The following is a 15529-nucleotide window of genomic DNA, read 5'->3' as shown; positions in this document are numbered from 1 at the left end:
GCGCGCATTTCACTTCTGCGCGACCGGCACAGCCGCCGCGCCGCTTGCCGGCGCAGGCGCGGCCACGCCGCCCGTCTCGCGCGCGATCTGCGACACGTTCCAGCCGCCGCCGAGCGCCTTCACGAGCCCGACCGACGACACCATCCGCTGCCCCGCGATCGTCGCGAGCTTCTGGTGCGCGGTGAACGCGGTCGTCTGCGCGGTCAGCACGTTCAGGTAGCCGACCGTGCCGGCCTTGTACTGGTTCGTCACGATCGCGAGCGCATGTTCGGCGCTGTCCACCGCCTGCCGCTGCACGTCGATTTCCTGCGCGAGGATGCGCTGCGACGCGAGGTTGTCCTCGACGTCCTGGAACGCGGTGAGGACCGAGAGCCGGTACGCGGCGACGTCCTGGTCGTAGGTCGCGCGTGCGGCCTCGGTCTGCGCGGCGCGCAGGCCCGCGTCGAACAGCGTCGCCGCGAGCTGCGGGCCGACCGTCCAGAAGCGCGCCGGCAGCGTGAACAGGTTCGACCACACCGAACTCTGCACGCCGCCCTGCGCCGACAGCGTGAGCGTCGGGAAGAACGCCGAGATCGCGACGCCGATCTGCTCGTTGGCAGCGGCTGCGCGGCGTTCGGCCGCCGCGATGTCGGGCCGCCGCTCGAGCAGCGCCGACGGCACGTCGACCGGCGTGACGGGCGGCTCGGCGGCGAGCGGCAGCGGCGGCAGCGAGAACGTCGACGCCGGTTCGCCGATCAGCGTCGCGATCGCGTGCTCGTACTGCGCGCGCGCGACGCCGTTGTCGATCGCGGCCGCCTGCGCGCTCTGCAGCTGCGTCTGCGCCTGGATCACGTCCGAGCGCGCGGCGACGCCCTGCGCGTACCGGTTCTGCGTGAGCTGCAGCGAGCGCGCGTACGACGCGACGGTGTCGTCGAGCAGATTCTGCAGCGCGTCGGCGGTGCGCAACTGGAAGTAGGTCTGCGCGAGCGTCGCCTGCTGCGACAGCCGCGCGTTCGCCAGATCGGCGGCGGCCGCCGCTTCGCCCGCGTGCTGCGCGCCGACCGTGCGGCTCACCTTGCCCCACAGGTCGGGCTCCCACGACGCGTCGAGGCCGACGCTGTAGCTGTTGCTGATCGATCCGGAACTGCCGCCGCTGAAACTCGATGACGACCCGGACGACAGCGACGCGCGCGGCGTGCGGGCGCGCGAGCCCGACGCGGTGAGCCCGAGGGTCGGGAAATACGCAGCGCGCGCCTCGGCGACGAGCGCGCGCGCCTGCCGGTACGCGGCCGCCGATTGCGCGATGGTCTGGTTCGACGCATTGAGCCTGTCGATCAGCGCGTCGAGCTGCGGATCGCGGTAGACGCGCCACCAAGCGCCGCGATCGGCGCCGTCGGCCGGCTGCGCGATCTTCCAGCCGGCGGGCGCTTCCTTGAACGCGGCGGGCATCGGCGTGTCGGGGCGATGATAGTCGGGCCCGACGGCGCAGCCGGCGAGCAGCACGGCGGTCGCGAAGGCGACGGCAGCGGCGAGCGGGCGGCGGGCGCGCGGGGATGGGACGTACGGCATGCGTGTGATTCCTGTCTGGGCGCGGCCCGGCGCGCGGGCACGCGATGCGGCCGGTAGGCCGCAGGCGGACAAATGGTAACTGACGGCGGGGAAGCTGCGCAGCCGCTAGGGTAAGGCGCGCGGCGGCGGGAATGTGTTACCGGCGCGGCAGGCCGGTTTACCGGGCATTACGGATCGCTTGCGGCGGATGGCACACGCGGGCGCGCCCATCGTCGGCACTTGCCGGCCGGTCAGTCAGTGGCAGCGTGCGGGTTCGATGGCGGCCGCGCGCCATGACGACGGCTCCGCGGCGGCCGCCGCCTTGCGTTCGCCATTGCGTGCCCCCTTCGCGTTGCGCTGCCGGCGATGATCGAACCACGCGAACCCGAGCGCCGCGAGCGAGCCGCCCGGCAACACCAGCATCGCGACGTACAGCGCGAGCTTCCAGCCGCGGTGCGGCCCGGAGAACACATGGTGAGCGGTATCGGTCAGGTTGCGGCGCAGCGCGCCGGCGGCGTTTTTCAGGAACAGCATCGCGAACATCCTCGGGGCGCCCGCAGCGCGGGCAAGGCAGGTCAGAACATCGTCTCCGGCAGTGCAGGTCGCACGTCGTAACTGGTTGCCTGAAATAATATTGACTAAGCAATTAATTTTCAAGATACTGGTCGCGTTTTTCCGACAAGGCACTATTGCTGCGCGCGCAATCGAGAATGAACGGCGGTCTCTACGATCCCGACGGCATCGAGCTGGAATCGAGCCTCGGCTACTACCTGACGAAGGCGCGCCAGGCGCTCATCGAGCGGATGGACCGCGCGCTGGAGCCGCTCGACCTGACCGCGCAGCAGGTCGGCGTGATCCTGCTGCTGTCGCGCGGATACGTGCGCACGCCGTTCGAGCTGTCGCGCAAGATGGCGTATGACAGCGGCTCGATGACGCGGATGCTCGACCGGCTCGAGCGCAAGGGCTTCATCGCGCGGGCGCGCAGCGAGCAGGACCGCCGCGTGATCGAGCTGACGCTGACCGAACGCGGCGCGGATGCCGCCCGCGCACTGCCGTCGTTGATCGCGACCGCGCTGAACGCGCAGCTTGCCGGCTTCTCGGCCGACGAGCTCGCGACGCTCACGGGCCTGTTGCAGCGCTTCATCGCGAACAGCCCCGGCACCCTCGGGTGCGAGGCGTCCGGCGAGCCGGACTGCTGATGCCGCACGACGCGTCAATATTTGGGTTAAGCATTCGCTTATTTATCTGTCTGGGCAGAAGATGACGCGTCACACGCTCCTCTCCACGTACTTCCCCCCGCCCCCGGCCGGGCGCGCGCGACATGCGCTTTGCGCGCGCCGCACCTAGGAGATTCCGATGTCCGCCACCACGGCCTCCGCGGGCTCGCCCGCGTCCCCCGCCGCCGAACCGGCGCCGCTGTCCGGCGGCGCCCTCGCGCTGCTCACCGTCGGGCTCGCGCTCGGCACCTTCATGGAAGTGCTCGACACGTCGATCGCGAACGTCGCGGTGCCGACGATCTCGGGCAGCCTCGGCGTCGCGACGAGCGAAGGCACGTGGGTGATCTCGTCGTACTCGGTCGCGTCCGCGATCGCGGTGCCGCTCACCGGCTGGCTCGCGCGGCGGGTCGGCGAGGTGCGCCTCTTCACGCTGTCGGTGCTCGCGTTCACGATCGCGTCCGCGCTGTGCGGCCTCGCGAACAACTTCGAGACGCTGATCGCGTTCCGGCTGCTGCAGGGGCTCGTGTCGGGGCCGATGGTGCCGCTGTCGCAGACGATCCTGATGCGCAGCTACCCGCCCGCGAAGCGCGGCCTCGCGCTCGGGCTATGGGCGATGACGGTGATCGTCGCGCCGATCTTCGGCCCGCTTCTGGGCGGCTGGATCAGCGACAACTACACGTGGCCGTGGATCTTCTACATCAACCTGCCGATCGGCGTGTTTTCCGCGATCTGCGCGTTCGTGCTGCTGCGCGGCCGCGAGACGAAGACGACCAGGCAGCGGATCGACGCGGTCGGGCTCGCGCTGCTCGTGATCGGCGTGTCGTGCCTGCAGATGATGCTCGACCTCGGCAAGGACCGCGACTGGTTCAACTCGACGTTCATCGTCGCGCTCGCGCTGATCGCGGTCGTGTCGCTCGCGTTCATGCTCGTGTGGGAGGCGACCGAGAAGGAGCCGGTGGTCGACCTGTCGCTGTTCAAGGACCGCAACTTCGCGCTCGGCGCGATGATCATCTCGTTCGGCTTCATGGCGTTCTTCGGCTCGGTCGTGATCTTCCCGCTGTGGCTGCAGACGGTGATGGGCTACACGGCCGGCAAGGCCGGCCTCGCGACCGCGCCGGTCGGGCTGCTCGCGCTCGTGCTGTCGCCGCTGATCGGCCGCAACATGCACCGGCTCGACCTGCGGATGGTCGCGAGCTTCGCGTTCGTGGTGTTCGCCGGCGTGTCGATCTGGAACTCGACGTTCACGCTCGACGTGCCGTTCAACCACGTGATCCTGCCGCGGCTCGTGCAGGGGATCGGCGTCGCGTGCTTCTTCGTGCCGATGACGACGATCACGCTGTCGAGCGTGCCCGACGAGCGGCTCGCGAGCGCGTCGGGGCTGTCGAACTTCCTGCGCACGCTGTCCGGCGCGATCGGCACCGCGGCCAGCTCGACGTTCTGGGAGAACGACGCGATCTACCACCATGCGCGGCTGTCGGAATCGGTGAGCGTCTATGCGCAGAGCACGACCGACTACCAGGGCGCGCTGTCGCAGCTCGGCATCGTCGGGCAGACGGCCAACGCGCAGCTCAACCAGATCGTCACGCAGCAGGGCTTCATGATGGCGACCAACGACTTCTTCCACCTGTCGGCGATCATGTTCATCGCGCTCGCGGCGCTTGTCTGGGTCACCAAGCCAAGGAAGGGCGCGGGGCCGGCGATGGGGCATTGATGTCGGCGTGATCGGCCTTGCCCGCATTTCCAAATTAAACTAAGCCAACTATTTCAATGAACTTAGTTCATTTGAGGGATGTGATGCAGACCTACAACATGCATGACGCGAAGACGAACTTGTCACGGCTGATCGACGAAGCGGTTCACACCGGTGAGCCGTTCGTGATCGCGAAAGCCGGCAAGCCGCTCGTCAAGGTCGTGCCGATCGATGCGCCCGAGCCTGCTCCGCCGAGCCGGATCGGCTTCATGAAGGGGCAGATCCGTGTCCCGGACGATTTCGACTCGATGGGCAGTGACGAAATCCGGAAGCTGTTCGAGGGCGACGCATGAAGTTGCTGCTCGACACACACCTGATCCTCTGGGCGGCTGCAGGCGCGGCCGAACTGCCGGACCGCGCCCGTGCGCTCATCGAGGAGCCCGCCTGCACGCCGCTCTTCAGCGTGGCGAGCATCTGGGAGATCGTCATCAAGCGCGGTCTCGATCGCGAGGACTTCCAGGTCGATCCGAACGTGCTTCGCCGCAATCTGCTTGATGTCGGCTACGTCGAGCTGCCTGTCACGGGCGCGCATATGCTCGCGGTCGAGCAACTGCCGCCGATCCATCGCGACCCGTTCGACCGCCTTCTGGTCGCGCAGGCGATTACCGAAGGGGTCACGCTGGTCACGCACGACCGCACCGTCGCCCGGTATCCGGGGCCCATCCAGCACGTTTGATCGCGCGTCGCACGCAGCTCCCCGTCACCGCGAGCGCAACCCGCCGAACGCGAGATCGTCGCCCGGCGCGCCCGGCAGCGTTGCGCGCGCGACCTCGAGCCACGCGCGCGCCGCGTGCGACAGATAGCCCTTCTTCAGCCAGCCGAGCGCGATCGCCCAGGTGATTTCCGGCTCGACGATCGGCCGGCACGTAAACTGGTCGGGATCGAGCCGCCGGCAGTAAGGCTCAGGCAGGAGCGCGATGCCGACCCCCGCGTGCACGAGCGCGGCCATGAAATCCCAGTGCCCGCTGCGGCTCACGATCGACGGCGTGAAGCCGACCTGCCGGCACGCGTCGAGCACCGCGTCGTGCAGCGCGAGGCTTTCCGCGTAGAACACGAACGATTCGCGCGCGAGGTCGGCGAGCTGCACCGCCGGATGGTCCTCCCAGCGCGACTCGCGCGGCGCGACAAGCCACAGCGGCGCGCGCACCATCGGCAGCCGGTCGAACGTGTCCGGATCGACCGGCTCCAGCAGCCCGCCCAGCTCCAGCTCGCCCGCCACCAGCGCGGCCTCGATCATCCGCGCGCCCTGCTCGAACAGCTTCAGCTCGATGTTCGGGTAGCGCTGCTTGTATGCGGCGATGATCGGCGTGAACAGCGACCCGCCAAGCGGCGGGATGCCGATCGTCAGCTCGCCGCGGCCGAGCGTGCCGAGGTCGTTCAGCTCCGACTGCAGCTGCGCCTGCGCGGCGAGCACGTCCTGCCCGCGCTGGAACACGATCCGCCCGGCATCGGTGAGCACCATCTGCCGGCCGTCGCGCAGCAGCAGCGGCGAGCCGATCTCGTCCTCGAGCGCCTTCACCATCTTGCTGATGGTCGGCTGGGTCACGAACAGCTTGTCGGCGGCCGCGGTGAAGCTCTGCTGGCGAACCACCTCGACGAAATACCGCAGTGCGCGCAACTCCATCGGCACCTCCCCAAATTGGTGCAATTACCGTGAATTCCGAAATGGAATGACAAGAATAGAGACAAGTCATTTTATTTATGGATGAGGGAATTCTATACTTGCGCCATCAATGAATTATCTGTATGGGAGTCCCGCCATGAACAAGTCGATCGCCGTTGCCGCCGTCCGGCCCGTGTCCACGGCCGGTGTCGCGCACACCGGGCGGATCGCGCTGCAGGCGACCGCGCTCGCGGCGCTGTGGATGGCGGTCGACTGGGCGGTGCGCGCGGTCGGGCTGCCGGTCCCGTCCGGCGTGATCGGCCTCGCGGTGCTGCTCGTGCTGCTGTTCTCCGGCGGCGTCGCGCCGGCGTGGGTGAAGGACGGCGCGAACTGGCTGCTGTCCGACATGCTGCTGTTTTTCGTGCCGGCCGCGGTCGCGGCCGTGCAGTACGGCGGCCTGTTCCGCGAGGACGGCTGGCGGCTCGCGCTCGTCGTCGTCGCCGGCACCGCGTTCGTGATGGTCGCGGTGGCCGTCGCGGTCGACCTTGCCGCGAAGCTCGAGCGCAAGCTCGCCGCGCAGCGCGTGCTGGCCGGGCGCCGCCGCGTGCGCGCCTGATTCCGCCCTGATCCCCTGCCGCCGGAGCGCCCGATCATGTTTGCCCCGCTGTCGAACCTGTCCGCCGACCAGGCGAACGCCGCGATCTCCGTCGGCTGCTTCGTGCTGACGGTCGCGCTGTACTTCGCGTCGAAGCGGCTCTATGCGTACAAGAAGACGCTGCTGTTCTCGCCGCTCGTGTTCGTGCCCGGCGTGCTGGTTACGCTCGTCGCGCTGACGGGCATCCCGTATTCGGTCTACTTCCGCGACACGCGCTGGCTGATGTGGCTGCTCGGCCCGGCGACCATCGCGTTCGCGGTGCCGATCTACGACTACCGCGACCTGATCCGCCGGCACTGGCTGTCGCTGTCGGTCGGCGTCGTGGTCGGCATCGCCGCCGGGGTCTGCGGGTCGCTGCTGCTCGCGAAGCTGCTGCACCTGTCGCCGGAGCTGCAGCGCTCGCTGATGACCCGCTCGGTGTCGACGCCGTTCGCGCTGGCCGTCTCCGACAAGATCCATGCGCCGAAGGACCTGACCGCGCTGTTCGTGATCGCGACCGGCATCTGCGGGATGCTGCTCGGCGAGATCGTGCTCGCGCTCGTGCCGATGCGCACGCGGCTCGCGCGCGGCGCGCTGTTCGGCGCGGCCGCGCATGGCGTGGGCACCGCGAAGGCGCGCGAGATCGGCCGCGAGGAAGGCGTCGTGTCGAGCCTGACGATGATGATCGCGGGCGTCGCGATGGTGCTGCTCGCGCCGCTGCTGACGCTGCTGCCGATCTGACGGCGGCGGCCGGGCACGCCGGCGCGGCCGCCCGTCGCACCGGGCCTCACCGCCCCGCCCGCCCGACAATCGCCTGAGATAACCGCAAATCCCCCCTCTTTTCCGCCCATCGGCTTCGGGCCGGATGCCGAACAATGCATGCTACGAGTCACCACGCACGCATTCACATGGCCTCCACGACCGCAAATCCGCCCGCCGACAAGCCGGCTTCGTCCGGCAAGCTCAAGCGCATCGCGCTTTTCGCCGTCATCGCGCTCGGCGCCGCGGCCGCCGCCGCGGGCGGCATGTACGTGTTCCTGAGCAAGCAGGGCGTCGGCCATGCGAGCGGCCCCGTCGAACCGCCGCCGCTCGCCGCGCCGGTGTTCTTCCCGCTCGACCCGCTCACCGTGAACCTCCAGTCGGACGATGGCGTGCAGCACTACCTGCGCGTCGGGCTGTCGCTGAAGATCACCGATGCGAAGGCGCAGGAGCAGCTGACCGCGCGCATGCCGGAGATCCGCAGCCGCATCCTGCTCGCGCTGAGCAACAAGCACCCGGAGGAACTCGCGACGCCCGACGGCAAGCGCGCGCTCTCCGGCGAGCTGAAGAAACTGATCGAGCAGCCGACGCAGCCGGGCAACCAGCACGCGAAGGTCGACGACGTGCTGTTCACCGAGTTCGTCGTCCAGTAACTCGCCGACAAAGGAACGCAGATGGGCCACTCGGAGTTCATGTCCCAGGAGGAGGTCGATGCACTCCTCAAGGGCGTCACGGGCGAAGCCGACTCGGATGACGAAAAGCGCGACGCGTCCGGCATCCGCCCCTACAACATCGCGACGCAGGAGCGGATCGTCCGCGGCCGGATGCCCGGCCTCGAGATCATCAACGACCGCTTCGCGCGTCTGTTGCGCATCGGTATCTTCAACTTCATGCGGCGCACGGCGGAAATCTCCGTCAGCCAGGTGAAGGTGCAGAAGTACAGCGAGTTCACCCGCAACCTGCCGATCCCGACGAACCTGAACCTCGTGCACGTGAAGCCGCTGCGCGGCACGTCGCTGTTCGTGTTCGACCCGAACCTCGTGTTCTTCGTCGTCGACAACCTGTTCGGCGGCGACGGGCGCTTCCACACGCGCGTCGAGGGCCGTGACTTCACCGCGACCGAGCAGCGCATCATCGGCAAGCTGCTGAACCTCGTGTTCGAGCACTACACGACCGCGTGGAAGAGCGTGCGGCCGCTGCAGTTCGAATACGTGCGCTCGGAAATGCACACGCAGTTCGCGAACGTCGCGACGCCGAACGAGATCGTGATCGTCACGCAGTTCTCGATCGAGTTCGGGCCGACGGGCGGCACGCTGCACATCTGCATGCCGTATTCGATGGTCGAGCCGATTCGCGACGTGCTCGCGTCGCCGATCCAGGGCGAGGCGCTCGAAGTCGACCGCCGCTGGGTGCGCGTGCTGTCGCAGCAGGTCCAGACGGCCGAGGTCGAGCTGACCGCGAATCTCGCCGAGATTCCGGTGACCTTCGAGCAGATCCTCAACCTGCGCGCGGGTGACGTGCTGCCGCTCGCGATCGAGGACACGATTACCGCGAAGGTCGACGGCGTGCCGGTCATGGAATGCGGTTACGGGATTTTCAATGGTCAATATGCGTTGCGCGTGCAGAAGATGATCAGCGCGAACGACACGATGAAGGAAGGTGGATATGAGTGAGCTGAATCAGACGGACGAGCTCGACGCGCAGGCACTGGCCGATGCCGCGCTGGCGGAGGCGGCCCCCGCGGCGACCCCCGCGGCTGCCGCCGACGCCGATGACGAGCAGGGGCTGGACGACTGGGCGGCCGCGCTCGCCGAGCAGAACGAGCAGCCGGCGGTCCAGCCGGGCGCGACGGGCGCCGGCGTGTTCCAGCCGCTGTCGAAGGCCGCGGCGACGTCGACGCACAACGACATCGACATGATCCTCGACATCCCGGTCAAGATGACCGTGGAGCTCGGCCGCACGAAGATCGCGATCCGCAACCTGCTGCAGCTCGCGCAGGGCTCGGTCGTCGAGCTCGACGGCCTCGCGGGCGAGCCGATGGACGTGCTGGTCAACGGCTGCCTGATCGCGCAGGGCGAAGTGGTGGTCGTGAACGACAAGTTCGGCATCCGCCTGACCGACATCATCACGCCGTCCGAGCGCATCCGGAAACTGAATCGATGAGATTCGCGCCGTCCGGCCGCCGCGCGGCCGCGTTCGCCGCGGCGGGGGCCGCCAGCGCGCTCGTCGCCGAGGCGGCCGCGGCCGCCGACCTGAACGCGGTGAACCATGCCGGCGCGATCGCGTCGAGCGTGGTGGTCGGCTCGGCCGCGCCGTCGCTCGGCGTCGGCGCGGTGCTGCAGACGCTCGTCGGGCTCGCGGTCGTGATCGGCCTCGTGTTCGGCTGCGCGTGGCTCGCGCGCCGCTTCGGCTTCCAGCCGGCGCGGCGCGGCGGCCCGCTGAAGGTCGTGTCGAGCGTCGCGGTCGGCACGAAAGAAAGCGCGACGATCGTCGAGATCGGCGATACGTGGCTGGTGCTCGGCGTCGCGCCCGGCAACGTCCGGCTGCTGCACACGCTGCCGGCCGGCTCCGCGCCTGCCGGTGCGGCCGTCGCGGCCGATGCGCCGCCGGCCTCCGCGCCCGGCGGCGATTTGCCCGGCACGTTCGGCCAGCGTTTTCGCGATGCGCTCGCGGGCGAGGCCGCGAAACGATTCGGGCGCGGCAAGGACCGCTGAGATGCGCTCGCGCGCCCTTTCACTCACCGCATTCCGATGAAACACGTCTTCCTGCGCCGCGCGGCGCGCATCGCGCCCGCCCTGATCCTCGGCCTTGCCCCCGCGCTCGCGTGCGCGCAGGCGGCGGGCCTGCCCGCCTTCAACGCGGCCCCCGGCCCGAACGGCGGCACGACCTACTCGCTGAGCGTGCAGACGATGCTGCTGCTCACGATGCTGTCGTTCCTGCCGGCGATGCTGCTGATGATGACGAGCTTCACGCGCATCATCATCGTGCTGTCGCTGCTGCGGCAGGCGCTCGGCACGTCGTCGACGCCGCCGAACCAGGTGCTGGTCGGCCTCGCGATGTTCCTCACCTTCTTCGTGATGTCGCCGGTGCTCGACCGCGCGTACACCGACGGCTACAAGCCGTTCTCCGACGGCAGCGTGCCGATGGAGCAGGCGGTGCAGCGCGGCGTCGCGCCGTTCAAGGGCTTCATGCTGAAGCAGACCCGCGAGACCGATCTCGCGCTGTTCGCGAAGATCTCGAAGGCCGCGCCGATGCAGGGGCCGGAGGACGTGCCGCTGTCGCTGCTGGTGCCCGCGTTCGTCACCAGCGAGCTGAAGACGGGCTTCCAGATCGGCTTCACGATCTTTATCCCGTTCCTGATCATCGACATGGTCGTCGCGAGCGTGCTGATGTCGATGGGGATGATGATGGTGTCGCCGTCTACCGTGTCGCTGCCGTTCAAGCTGATGCTGTTCGTCGTCGTCGACGGCTGGCAGCTGCTGCTCGGCTCGCTCGCGCAGAGCTTTACCTGATCACGCCGGAGAGCATGCGATGACGCCCGAACAAGTGATGACGCTCGCGCACCACGCGATGGTGATCGGCCTGCTGGTCTCGGCGCCCCTGCTGCTCGTCGCGCTCGCGGTCGGCCTGATCGTGAGCCTGTTCCAGGCCGCGACGCAGATCAACGAATCGACGCTGTCGTTCATCCCGAAGCTGCTCGCGGTGCTGGCCACGCTCGTGATCGCCGGCCCGTGGATGATGACGACGGTGCTCGACTACCTGCGGCAGACCCTGCTGCACGTCGCGACGCTCGGCGTGGGCTGAGCGGCGCACGCTTCGCGGCTCCGGCGATGTTCTCGGTTACCTACGCGCAGCTCAACGCATGGCTCACGGCGTTCCTGTGGCCGTTCGTGCGGATGCTCGCGCTCGTCGCGGTCGCGCCGGTGACCGGCCACGCGTCGGTGCCGGGGCGCGTGAAGATCGGCATCGCGGCGTTCATGGCGCTGGTCGTCGCGCCGACGCTCGGGCCGTTGCCGGCCGTCACCGTGTTTTCCGCGCAGGGCATCTGGATCGTCGTCACGCAGTTCCTGATCGGCGTGGCGATGGGCTTCACGATGCAGATCGTGTTCGCCGCCGCCCAGGCTGCCGGCGACGCGATCGGCCTGTCGATGGGCCTCGGCTTCGCGACCTTCTTCGATCCGCACTCGAACGGCGCGACGCCGGTGATGGGCCGCTTCCTGAACGCGGTCGCGATCCTCGCGTTCCTCGCGTTCGACGGCCACCTGCAGGTGCTCGCGGCGCTCGCCGCGTCGTTCCAGGCGCTGCCGGTGTCGGCCGAACTGCTGCACGCGCCCGGCTGGCGCACGCTCGCCGCGTTCGGCGCGACGGTGTTCCAGATGGGGCTGCTGCTCGCGCTGCCGGTCGTCGCGGCGCTGTTGATCGCCAACCTCGCGCTCGGCATCCTGAACCGTGCGGCGCCGCAGGTCGGGATCTTCCAGGTTGGCTTCCCGGTCACGATGCTGGTCGGCCTGCTGCTCGTGCAACTGCTGGTGCCGAACATGGTGCCGTTCTTCGGGCGGCTGTTCGACATGGGGATCGATGCGATGGGCCGGGTCGTCACGGGCCTGCGCTGACGCGCTCCCGTTCAGGCCCGCTGCCGGCGATGCGTTCGGCAGCCGGTTCTCGTATGGCTTGAGTCATCGTCGTCGGATAGCACGCGAAGACCTCCGACGGCATCGCGCGTATCGAGCGAATCACACGAGAACATCATTGCTGCGACTGATCGCATATGTCACTTCGGTCAACTCCTTTTTTGGGAAACATAAAAAAAAGTCTCGCTGAATGCGACGCCTATTGCCGTGGTGAATAGCGTCGAGGCCGTCCCTGCCGGCAAGATCGCGAATTTGATATTGATGAAATGGACGGCAATGCACGAGAACATCGCATTGACTATCCTGACAACAAAAACAAGAACGAAACGACTCACGGACTTCTCCGAAATAGACGAACTGCGAGATCGCTGCATCACGCATACCTGAATAATGCACTGCTTCCGGGATGTGACGGAAGTCGCGGCGTGCGTGGCGGGACGGCCGCCTGTCCCGGCCGGCTGCCGGATTGCTGGAAAACCCCTAAAGGAATTGCCGCCCCGCGAAAGGTAGCGGAAGGTTTCGGGTCCCTATACTCGTTGCAACGATGCAAGAAAGCATCGCGCCACACGGACAACGAACGGAGACACCCCCGATGCGACCCATCCTGCGCCCCCTCGCCGTTGCAGCCACCCTGACCTGTGCGCTCGCCGCGCATCCCGCCCTCGCCGCGGACGACGGCGGCAAGATCACGATCATGGTCGGCGGGATCGCGAAGCTGATCTACCTGCCCGCGCGCCTGACCCAGGAACTCGGCTACTTCAAGGACGAAGGGCTCGACGTCGAGCTGCTGTCGCAGCCGGCCGGCGTCGACGCCGAGAACGAACTGCTCGCGGGCGCCGTGCAGGGCGTCGTCGGCTTCTACGACCACACGATCGACCTGCAGAGCAAGGGCAAGGACGTGAAGGCGATCGCCGTGTTCGGCCAGGTGCCGGGCGAGGTCGAGATGGTGTCGACCAAGTCCGCGCCGACCTTCAAGTCGATGGCCGACGCGAAGGGCAAGACGCTCGGCGTGACGGGCCTCGGCTCGTCGACGAGCTTCCTCACGCAATACCTCGCGCTGCAGCACGGCGTGCAGTCGACGCAGTACACGATGCTGCCGGTCGGCGCCGACGCGAGCTTCATCGCCGCGATCAAGCAGGGCCGGATCGACGCCGGGATGACGACCGAGCCGACCGTGTCCGCGCTCGAGAAGATGGGCGACGCGAAGGTGCTGGTCGACCTGCGCACGCTCGAAGGCACGCGCGCGGCGCTCGGCGGCACGTATCCGGCCGCGAGCCTGTACGTGCAGTCCGCGTGGGCGGATGCGCACAAGGCGCAGGCGACGAAGCTCGCGCATGCGTTCGCGAAGACGATGCAGTTCATCCATACGCACAGCGCCGAGGAGATCGCCGCGAAGATGCCGGCCGACTACCAGAAGGACAAGTCGCTGTACGTGTCCGCGCTGAAGGCGTCGCTGCCGATGTACACCGCCGACGCGAAGATGCCGGCCGACGGCCCGGCGACCGTGCTGAAGGTGCTGTCGGCGTTCAACCCGTCGGTGAAGGGCAAGCACATCGACCTGGCGCGCACCTACACCAACGACTACGTGAGCGCGAAGTAAGCGCGGCGGCGGACGATCCCGCGCGCCCCGCTCCCCCGTTCCGGCCCGGCTGACCGGCCCCGGCGCCGCCCGACAGGCGGCGCTCCACCCGCAGGACGAATGCGATGACCCAGGCAGTTTCACCGAGCACACCGGCGATCGAGTTTCGCAACGTGTCGTGCCGCTTCATTTCGCCGGAAGGCAAGGCAACCGTCGCGCTGCGCGACTTCAGCATGAGCGTCGCGCGCGGCGAGTTCATCGCGATCGTCGGGCCGACCGGCTGCGGCAAGTCGACGACGCTGAACCTGATCACCGGGCTGCTCAAGCCCGCCTCCGGCGAGGTGCGCGTGATGGGCCGCCCGGTCGACGGGATCGACCCGCGCATCGGCTTCGTGTTCCAGGCCGACGCGGTGTTCCCGTGGCGCAACGTGATCGACAACGTCGCCGCAGGCCCCTTGTTCCGCGGCCGCTCGAAGGACGTCGCGTATGCGCAGGCCGAGGAGTGGATCCGCAAGGTCGGCCTCGACAAGTTCACGAAGCACTACCCGCACCAGCTGTCCGGCGGGATGAGGAAGCGCGTCGCGCTCGCGCAGACCTTCATCAACCAGCCGGAAATCCTGCTGATGGACGAGCCGTTCTCCGCGCTCGACATGCAGACCCGCACGCTGATGCAGGACGAGCTGCTGCAGCTCTGGTCCGCGAACAAGGGCTCGGTGGTGTTCGTCACGCACGACCTCGAGGAGGCGATCGCGCTCGCGGACCGCGTGTTCGTGCTGACCGCGCGCCCGGCGACGCTGAAGCGCGTGTACCCGATCGACCTGCCGCGCCCGCGCGTCACGTCGGAGATTCGCTATCACCCGCACTTCATCGAGATTTCCAAGGACATCTGGCACGACCTGCGCGAAGAAGTGCAGATCGGCTGACGCAAGCAAGGACAAAGCAAGGACAGGAGCATGACCGACATGACGCTTCCCCCCACCGCCATTCCGGCGACGACGCTCGAGGACGAGTCGCGCGCCGCACAGGCCCGGCTGCGCCGCCGCCGGCAACTGATCATCGGCCTGCGGATCGCCGTGCTCGTCGTCGTGCTGGGCGGCTGGGAACTCGCCGCGCGGCTCAAGTGGATCGATCCGTTCTTCTTCTCGCAGCCGACGCTGATCTTCGCGCAGCTCCAGGACTGGTTCGCCAACGGCACGTCGCAAGGGCCGCTGCTCACGCAGGTCTGGGTGACGCTCGAGGAAACCACGATCGGCTTCCTGATCGGCTCGGTCGCCGGCGTGCTCTGCGGAATCGTGCTCGGCCGCAACAAGCTGATGTCCGACGTGTTCGGCCTCTACATCCAGATCGCGAACTCGATCCCGCGCGTCGTGCTCGGCTCGATCTTCGTGATCGCGCTCGGCCTCGGGATGGCGTCGAAGATCGCGCTCGCCGTCGTGATGGTGTTCTTCGTGGTGTTCGGCAACGCGTTCCAGGGCGTGCGCGAAGCGGACCGCTACCTGATCGCGAACGCGCAGATCCTCGGCGCGTCGCGCCGGCAGATCACCACGTCGGTCGTGATCCCGTCCGCGCTGAGCTGGATTCTCGCGAGCCTGCACGTGAGCTTCGGCTTCGCGCTGGTCGGCGCCGTGGTCGGCGAATTCCTGGGTTCCAAGCAGGGCATCGGCCTGCTAATCTCCACGGCCCAGGGCGCGTTCAACGCGAGCGGCGTGTTCGCGGCGATGATCGTGCTGGCCGTGGTCGCGCTCGCGGCCGACTACCTGCTGACCTGGCTGGAGAAGCGGCTGCTGAAGTGGCGTCCGGCGCAGTTCTGAGCGCCGCCGCAAGACAAG

19 protein-coding genes are annotated in these 15529 nt (G+C 68.2%); 16 read left to right on the top strand and 3 right to left on the bottom strand.

Features of this window, described 5'->3' with window-relative positions; translation table 11 throughout:
• Positions 1-9: 9 nt before the first annotated feature.
• Positions 10-1548: an efflux transporter outer membrane subunit gene (locus ACFIMZ_RS00335; RefSeq protein ID WP_431820922.1), complete on the bottom strand. Its 1539-nt coding sequence runs from the start codon at positions 1546-1548 to the stop codon at positions 10-12.
• Between the two features lie 234 nt (positions 1549-1782).
• Positions 1783-2070 carry a multidrug ABC transporter ATPase gene (locus ACFIMZ_RS00330; RefSeq protein ID WP_431820921.1) on the bottom strand — a complete coding sequence of 96 codons (288 nt, stop codon included), beginning with the start codon at positions 2068-2070 and terminating at the stop codon, positions 1783-1785.
• Positions 2071-2237: 167 nt separating this feature from the next.
• Between ACFIMZ_RS00330 and ACFIMZ_RS00325 the strand changes: the two genes are divergently transcribed.
• The 4 genes from ACFIMZ_RS00325 (at position 2238) to ACFIMZ_RS00310 (ending at position 5170) form a co-directional block, all read left to right on the top strand.
• Positions 2238-2726, top strand: a complete 489-nt coding sequence (locus ACFIMZ_RS00325; RefSeq protein ID WP_431820920.1) for a MarR family winged helix-turn-helix transcriptional regulator — start codon at positions 2238-2240, stop codon at positions 2724-2726.
• A 157-nt stretch (positions 2727-2883) separates the two neighbouring features.
• Positions 2884-4455: a DHA2 family efflux MFS transporter permease subunit gene (locus tag ACFIMZ_RS00320; protein ID WP_431820919.1), complete on the top strand. Its 1572-nt coding sequence runs from the start codon at positions 2884-2886 to the stop codon at positions 4453-4455.
• Between the two features lie 83 nt (positions 4456-4538).
• Positions 4539-4787, top strand: a complete 249-nt coding sequence (locus ACFIMZ_RS00315; RefSeq protein WP_431820918.1) for a type II toxin-antitoxin system Phd/YefM family antitoxin — start codon at positions 4539-4541, stop codon at positions 4785-4787.
• Complete coding sequence (locus ACFIMZ_RS00310; RefSeq protein ID WP_431820917.1) at positions 4784-5170, top strand: type II toxin-antitoxin system VapC family toxin; 387 nt, start codon at positions 4784-4786, stop codon at positions 5168-5170. Before ACFIMZ_RS00315 ends, ACFIMZ_RS00310 begins: the two co-directional genes overlap by 4 nt.
• Positions 5171-5194: 24 nt before the next feature.
• Here the strand turns inward: ACFIMZ_RS00310 and ACFIMZ_RS00305 are convergent, their stop codons facing one another.
• A complete protein-coding gene (locus ACFIMZ_RS00305) occupies positions 5195-6118 on the bottom strand; it encodes a LysR substrate-binding domain-containing protein (protein WP_431820916.1) in 924 nt (307 codons plus the stop codon).
• A gap of 136 nt (positions 6119-6254) precedes the next feature.
• Between ACFIMZ_RS00305 and ACFIMZ_RS00300 the strand changes: the two genes are divergently transcribed.
• The 12 genes from ACFIMZ_RS00300 to ACFIMZ_RS00245 all read left to right on the top strand — a co-directional run bounded on the left by ACFIMZ_RS00300 (position 6255) and on the right by ACFIMZ_RS00245 (position 15511).
• Positions 6255-6713 carry a CidA/LrgA family protein gene (locus tag ACFIMZ_RS00300; RefSeq protein ID WP_431820915.1) on the top strand — a complete coding sequence of 153 codons (459 nt, stop codon included), beginning with the start codon at positions 6255-6257 and terminating at the stop codon, positions 6711-6713.
• A gap of 36 nt (positions 6714-6749) precedes the next feature.
• Entirely contained in the window at positions 6750-7472 is a 723-nt protein-coding gene (locus ACFIMZ_RS00295; protein ID WP_431820914.1) for an LrgB family protein, read from the top strand.
• Positions 7473-7606: 134 nt separating this feature from the next.
• On the top strand, positions 7607-8143 hold the full coding sequence (gene fliL / locus ACFIMZ_RS00290; protein WP_431820913.1) for a flagellar basal body-associated protein FliL: 537 nt from the start codon (positions 7607-7609) through the stop codon (positions 8141-8143).
• Between the two features lie 21 nt (positions 8144-8164).
• Entirely contained in the window at positions 8165-9163 is a 999-nt protein-coding gene (gene fliM / locus ACFIMZ_RS00285; RefSeq protein WP_431820912.1) for a flagellar motor switch protein FliM, read from the top strand.
• Positions 9156-9653, top strand: a complete 498-nt coding sequence (gene fliN, locus ACFIMZ_RS00280; RefSeq protein WP_431820911.1) for a flagellar motor switch protein FliN — start codon at positions 9156-9158, stop codon at positions 9651-9653. The genes fliM and fliN overlap by 8 nt, the downstream gene beginning before the upstream one ends.
• On the top strand, positions 9650-10204 hold the full coding sequence (gene fliO / locus ACFIMZ_RS00275; RefSeq protein ID WP_431820910.1) for a flagellar biosynthetic protein FliO: 555 nt from the start codon (positions 9650-9652) through the stop codon (positions 10202-10204). The genes fliN and fliO overlap by 4 nt, the downstream gene beginning before the upstream one ends.
• A 36-nt stretch (positions 10205-10240) precedes the next feature.
• A complete protein-coding gene (fliP, locus tag ACFIMZ_RS00270; protein WP_431820909.1) occupies positions 10241-11002 on the top strand; it encodes a flagellar type III secretion system pore protein FliP in 762 nt (253 codons plus the stop codon).
• Between the two features lie 19 nt (positions 11003-11021).
• Complete coding sequence (fliQ, locus tag ACFIMZ_RS00265) at positions 11022-11294, top strand: flagellar biosynthesis protein FliQ (RefSeq protein ID WP_431820908.1); 273 nt, start codon at positions 11022-11024, stop codon at positions 11292-11294.
• A gap of 26 nt (positions 11295-11320) precedes the next feature.
• Positions 11321-12103, top strand: a complete 783-nt coding sequence (gene fliR, locus ACFIMZ_RS00260) for a flagellar biosynthetic protein FliR (RefSeq protein WP_431820907.1) — start codon at positions 11321-11323, stop codon at positions 12101-12103.
• A gap of 610 nt (positions 12104-12713) precedes the next feature.
• Positions 12714-13721, top strand: coding sequence for an ABC transporter substrate-binding protein (locus tag ACFIMZ_RS00255; RefSeq protein ID WP_431820906.1), 1008 nt, complete (start codon positions 12714-12716; stop codon positions 13719-13721).
• A 104-nt stretch (positions 13722-13825) separates the two neighbouring features.
• Positions 13826-14623 (top strand): ABC transporter ATP-binding protein, encoded by a 798-nt coding sequence (locus tag ACFIMZ_RS00250; RefSeq protein WP_059609507.1) that lies wholly within the window; start codon positions 13826-13828, stop codon positions 14621-14623.
• A gap of 30 nt (positions 14624-14653) precedes the next feature.
• The gene (locus ACFIMZ_RS00245) at positions 14654-15511 is read left to right on the top strand and encodes an ABC transporter permease (protein ID WP_431820905.1); all 858 of its coding nucleotides are present in this window, start codon (positions 14654-14656) and stop codon (positions 15509-15511) included.
• The last annotated feature ends 18 nt before the right edge of the window (positions 15512-15529 follow it).

The sequence above is a fragment of the Burkholderia sp. F1 genome, from assembly GCF_050813845.1.
In the GTDB taxonomy this organism is placed as follows: domain Bacteria; phylum Pseudomonadota; class Gammaproteobacteria; order Burkholderiales; family Burkholderiaceae; genus Burkholderia; species Burkholderia ubonensis.
Note: the sequence above shows the minus strand (reverse complement) of the source record. Positions and strands in the feature narration are given on the sequence as shown.

What these genes read in the sequence shown, in the direction of transcription:
- ACFIMZ_RS00250 (WP_059609507.1), top strand. Translation starts at nt 13,826, where the DNA reads ATGACCCAGGCAGTTTCACCGAGCACACCGGCGATCGAGTTTCGCAAC.
- ACFIMZ_RS00295 (WP_431820914.1), top strand. Translation starts at nt 6,750, where the DNA reads ATGTTTGCCCCGCTGTCGAACCTGTCCGCCGACCAGGCGAACGCCGCG.
- fliQ (WP_431820908.1), top strand. Translation starts at nt 11,022, where the DNA reads ATGACGCCCGAACAAGTGATGACGCTCGCGCACCACGCGATGGTGATC.
- ACFIMZ_RS00315 (WP_431820918.1), top strand. Translation starts at nt 4,539, where the DNA reads ATGCAGACCTACAACATGCATGACGCGAAGACGAACTTGTCACGGCTG.
- fliP (WP_431820909.1), top strand. Translation starts at nt 10,241, where the DNA reads ATGAAACACGTCTTCCTGCGCCGCGCGGCGCGCATCGCGCCCGCCCTG.
- fliL (WP_431820913.1), top strand. Translation starts at nt 7,607, where the DNA reads ATGCATGCTACGAGTCACCACGCACGCATTCACATGGCCTCCACGACC.
- fliO (WP_431820910.1), top strand. Translation starts at nt 9,650, where the DNA reads ATGAGATTCGCGCCGTCCGGCCGCCGCGCGGCCGCGTTCGCCGCGGCG.
- ACFIMZ_RS00320 (WP_431820919.1), top strand. Translation starts at nt 2,884, where the DNA reads ATGTCCGCCACCACGGCCTCCGCGGGCTCGCCCGCGTCCCCCGCCGCC.
- ACFIMZ_RS00310 (WP_431820917.1), top strand. Translation starts at nt 4,784, where the DNA reads ATGAAGTTGCTGCTCGACACACACCTGATCCTCTGGGCGGCTGCAGGC.
- fliN (WP_431820911.1), top strand. Translation starts at nt 9,156, where the DNA reads ATGAGTGAGCTGAATCAGACGGACGAGCTCGACGCGCAGGCACTGGCC.
- ACFIMZ_RS00255 (WP_431820906.1), top strand. Translation starts at nt 12,714, where the DNA reads ATGCGACCCATCCTGCGCCCCCTCGCCGTTGCAGCCACCCTGACCTGT.
- fliM (WP_431820912.1), top strand. Translation starts at nt 8,165, where the DNA reads ATGGGCCACTCGGAGTTCATGTCCCAGGAGGAGGTCGATGCACTCCTC.
- ACFIMZ_RS00300 (WP_431820915.1), top strand. Translation starts at nt 6,255, where the DNA reads ATGAACAAGTCGATCGCCGTTGCCGCCGTCCGGCCCGTGTCCACGGCC.
- fliR (WP_431820907.1), top strand. Translation starts at nt 11,321, where the DNA reads ATGTTCTCGGTTACCTACGCGCAGCTCAACGCATGGCTCACGGCGTTC.
- ACFIMZ_RS00335 (WP_431820922.1), bottom strand. Translation starts at nt 1,548, where the DNA reads ATGCCGTACGTCCCATCCCCGCGCGCCCGCCGCCCGCTCGCCGCTGCC.
- ACFIMZ_RS00330 (WP_431820921.1), bottom strand. Translation starts at nt 2,070, where the DNA reads ATGTTCGCGATGCTGTTCCTGAAAAACGCCGCCGGCGCGCTGCGCCGC.
- ACFIMZ_RS00305 (WP_431820916.1), bottom strand. Translation starts at nt 6,118, where the DNA reads ATGGAGTTGCGCGCACTGCGGTATTTCGTCGAGGTGGTTCGCCAGCAG.
- ACFIMZ_RS00245 (WP_431820905.1), top strand. Translation starts at nt 14,654, where the DNA reads ATGACCGACATGACGCTTCCCCCCACCGCCATTCCGGCGACGACGCTC.
- ACFIMZ_RS00325 (WP_431820920.1), top strand. Translation starts at nt 2,238, where the DNA reads ATGAACGGCGGTCTCTACGATCCCGACGGCATCGAGCTGGAATCGAGC.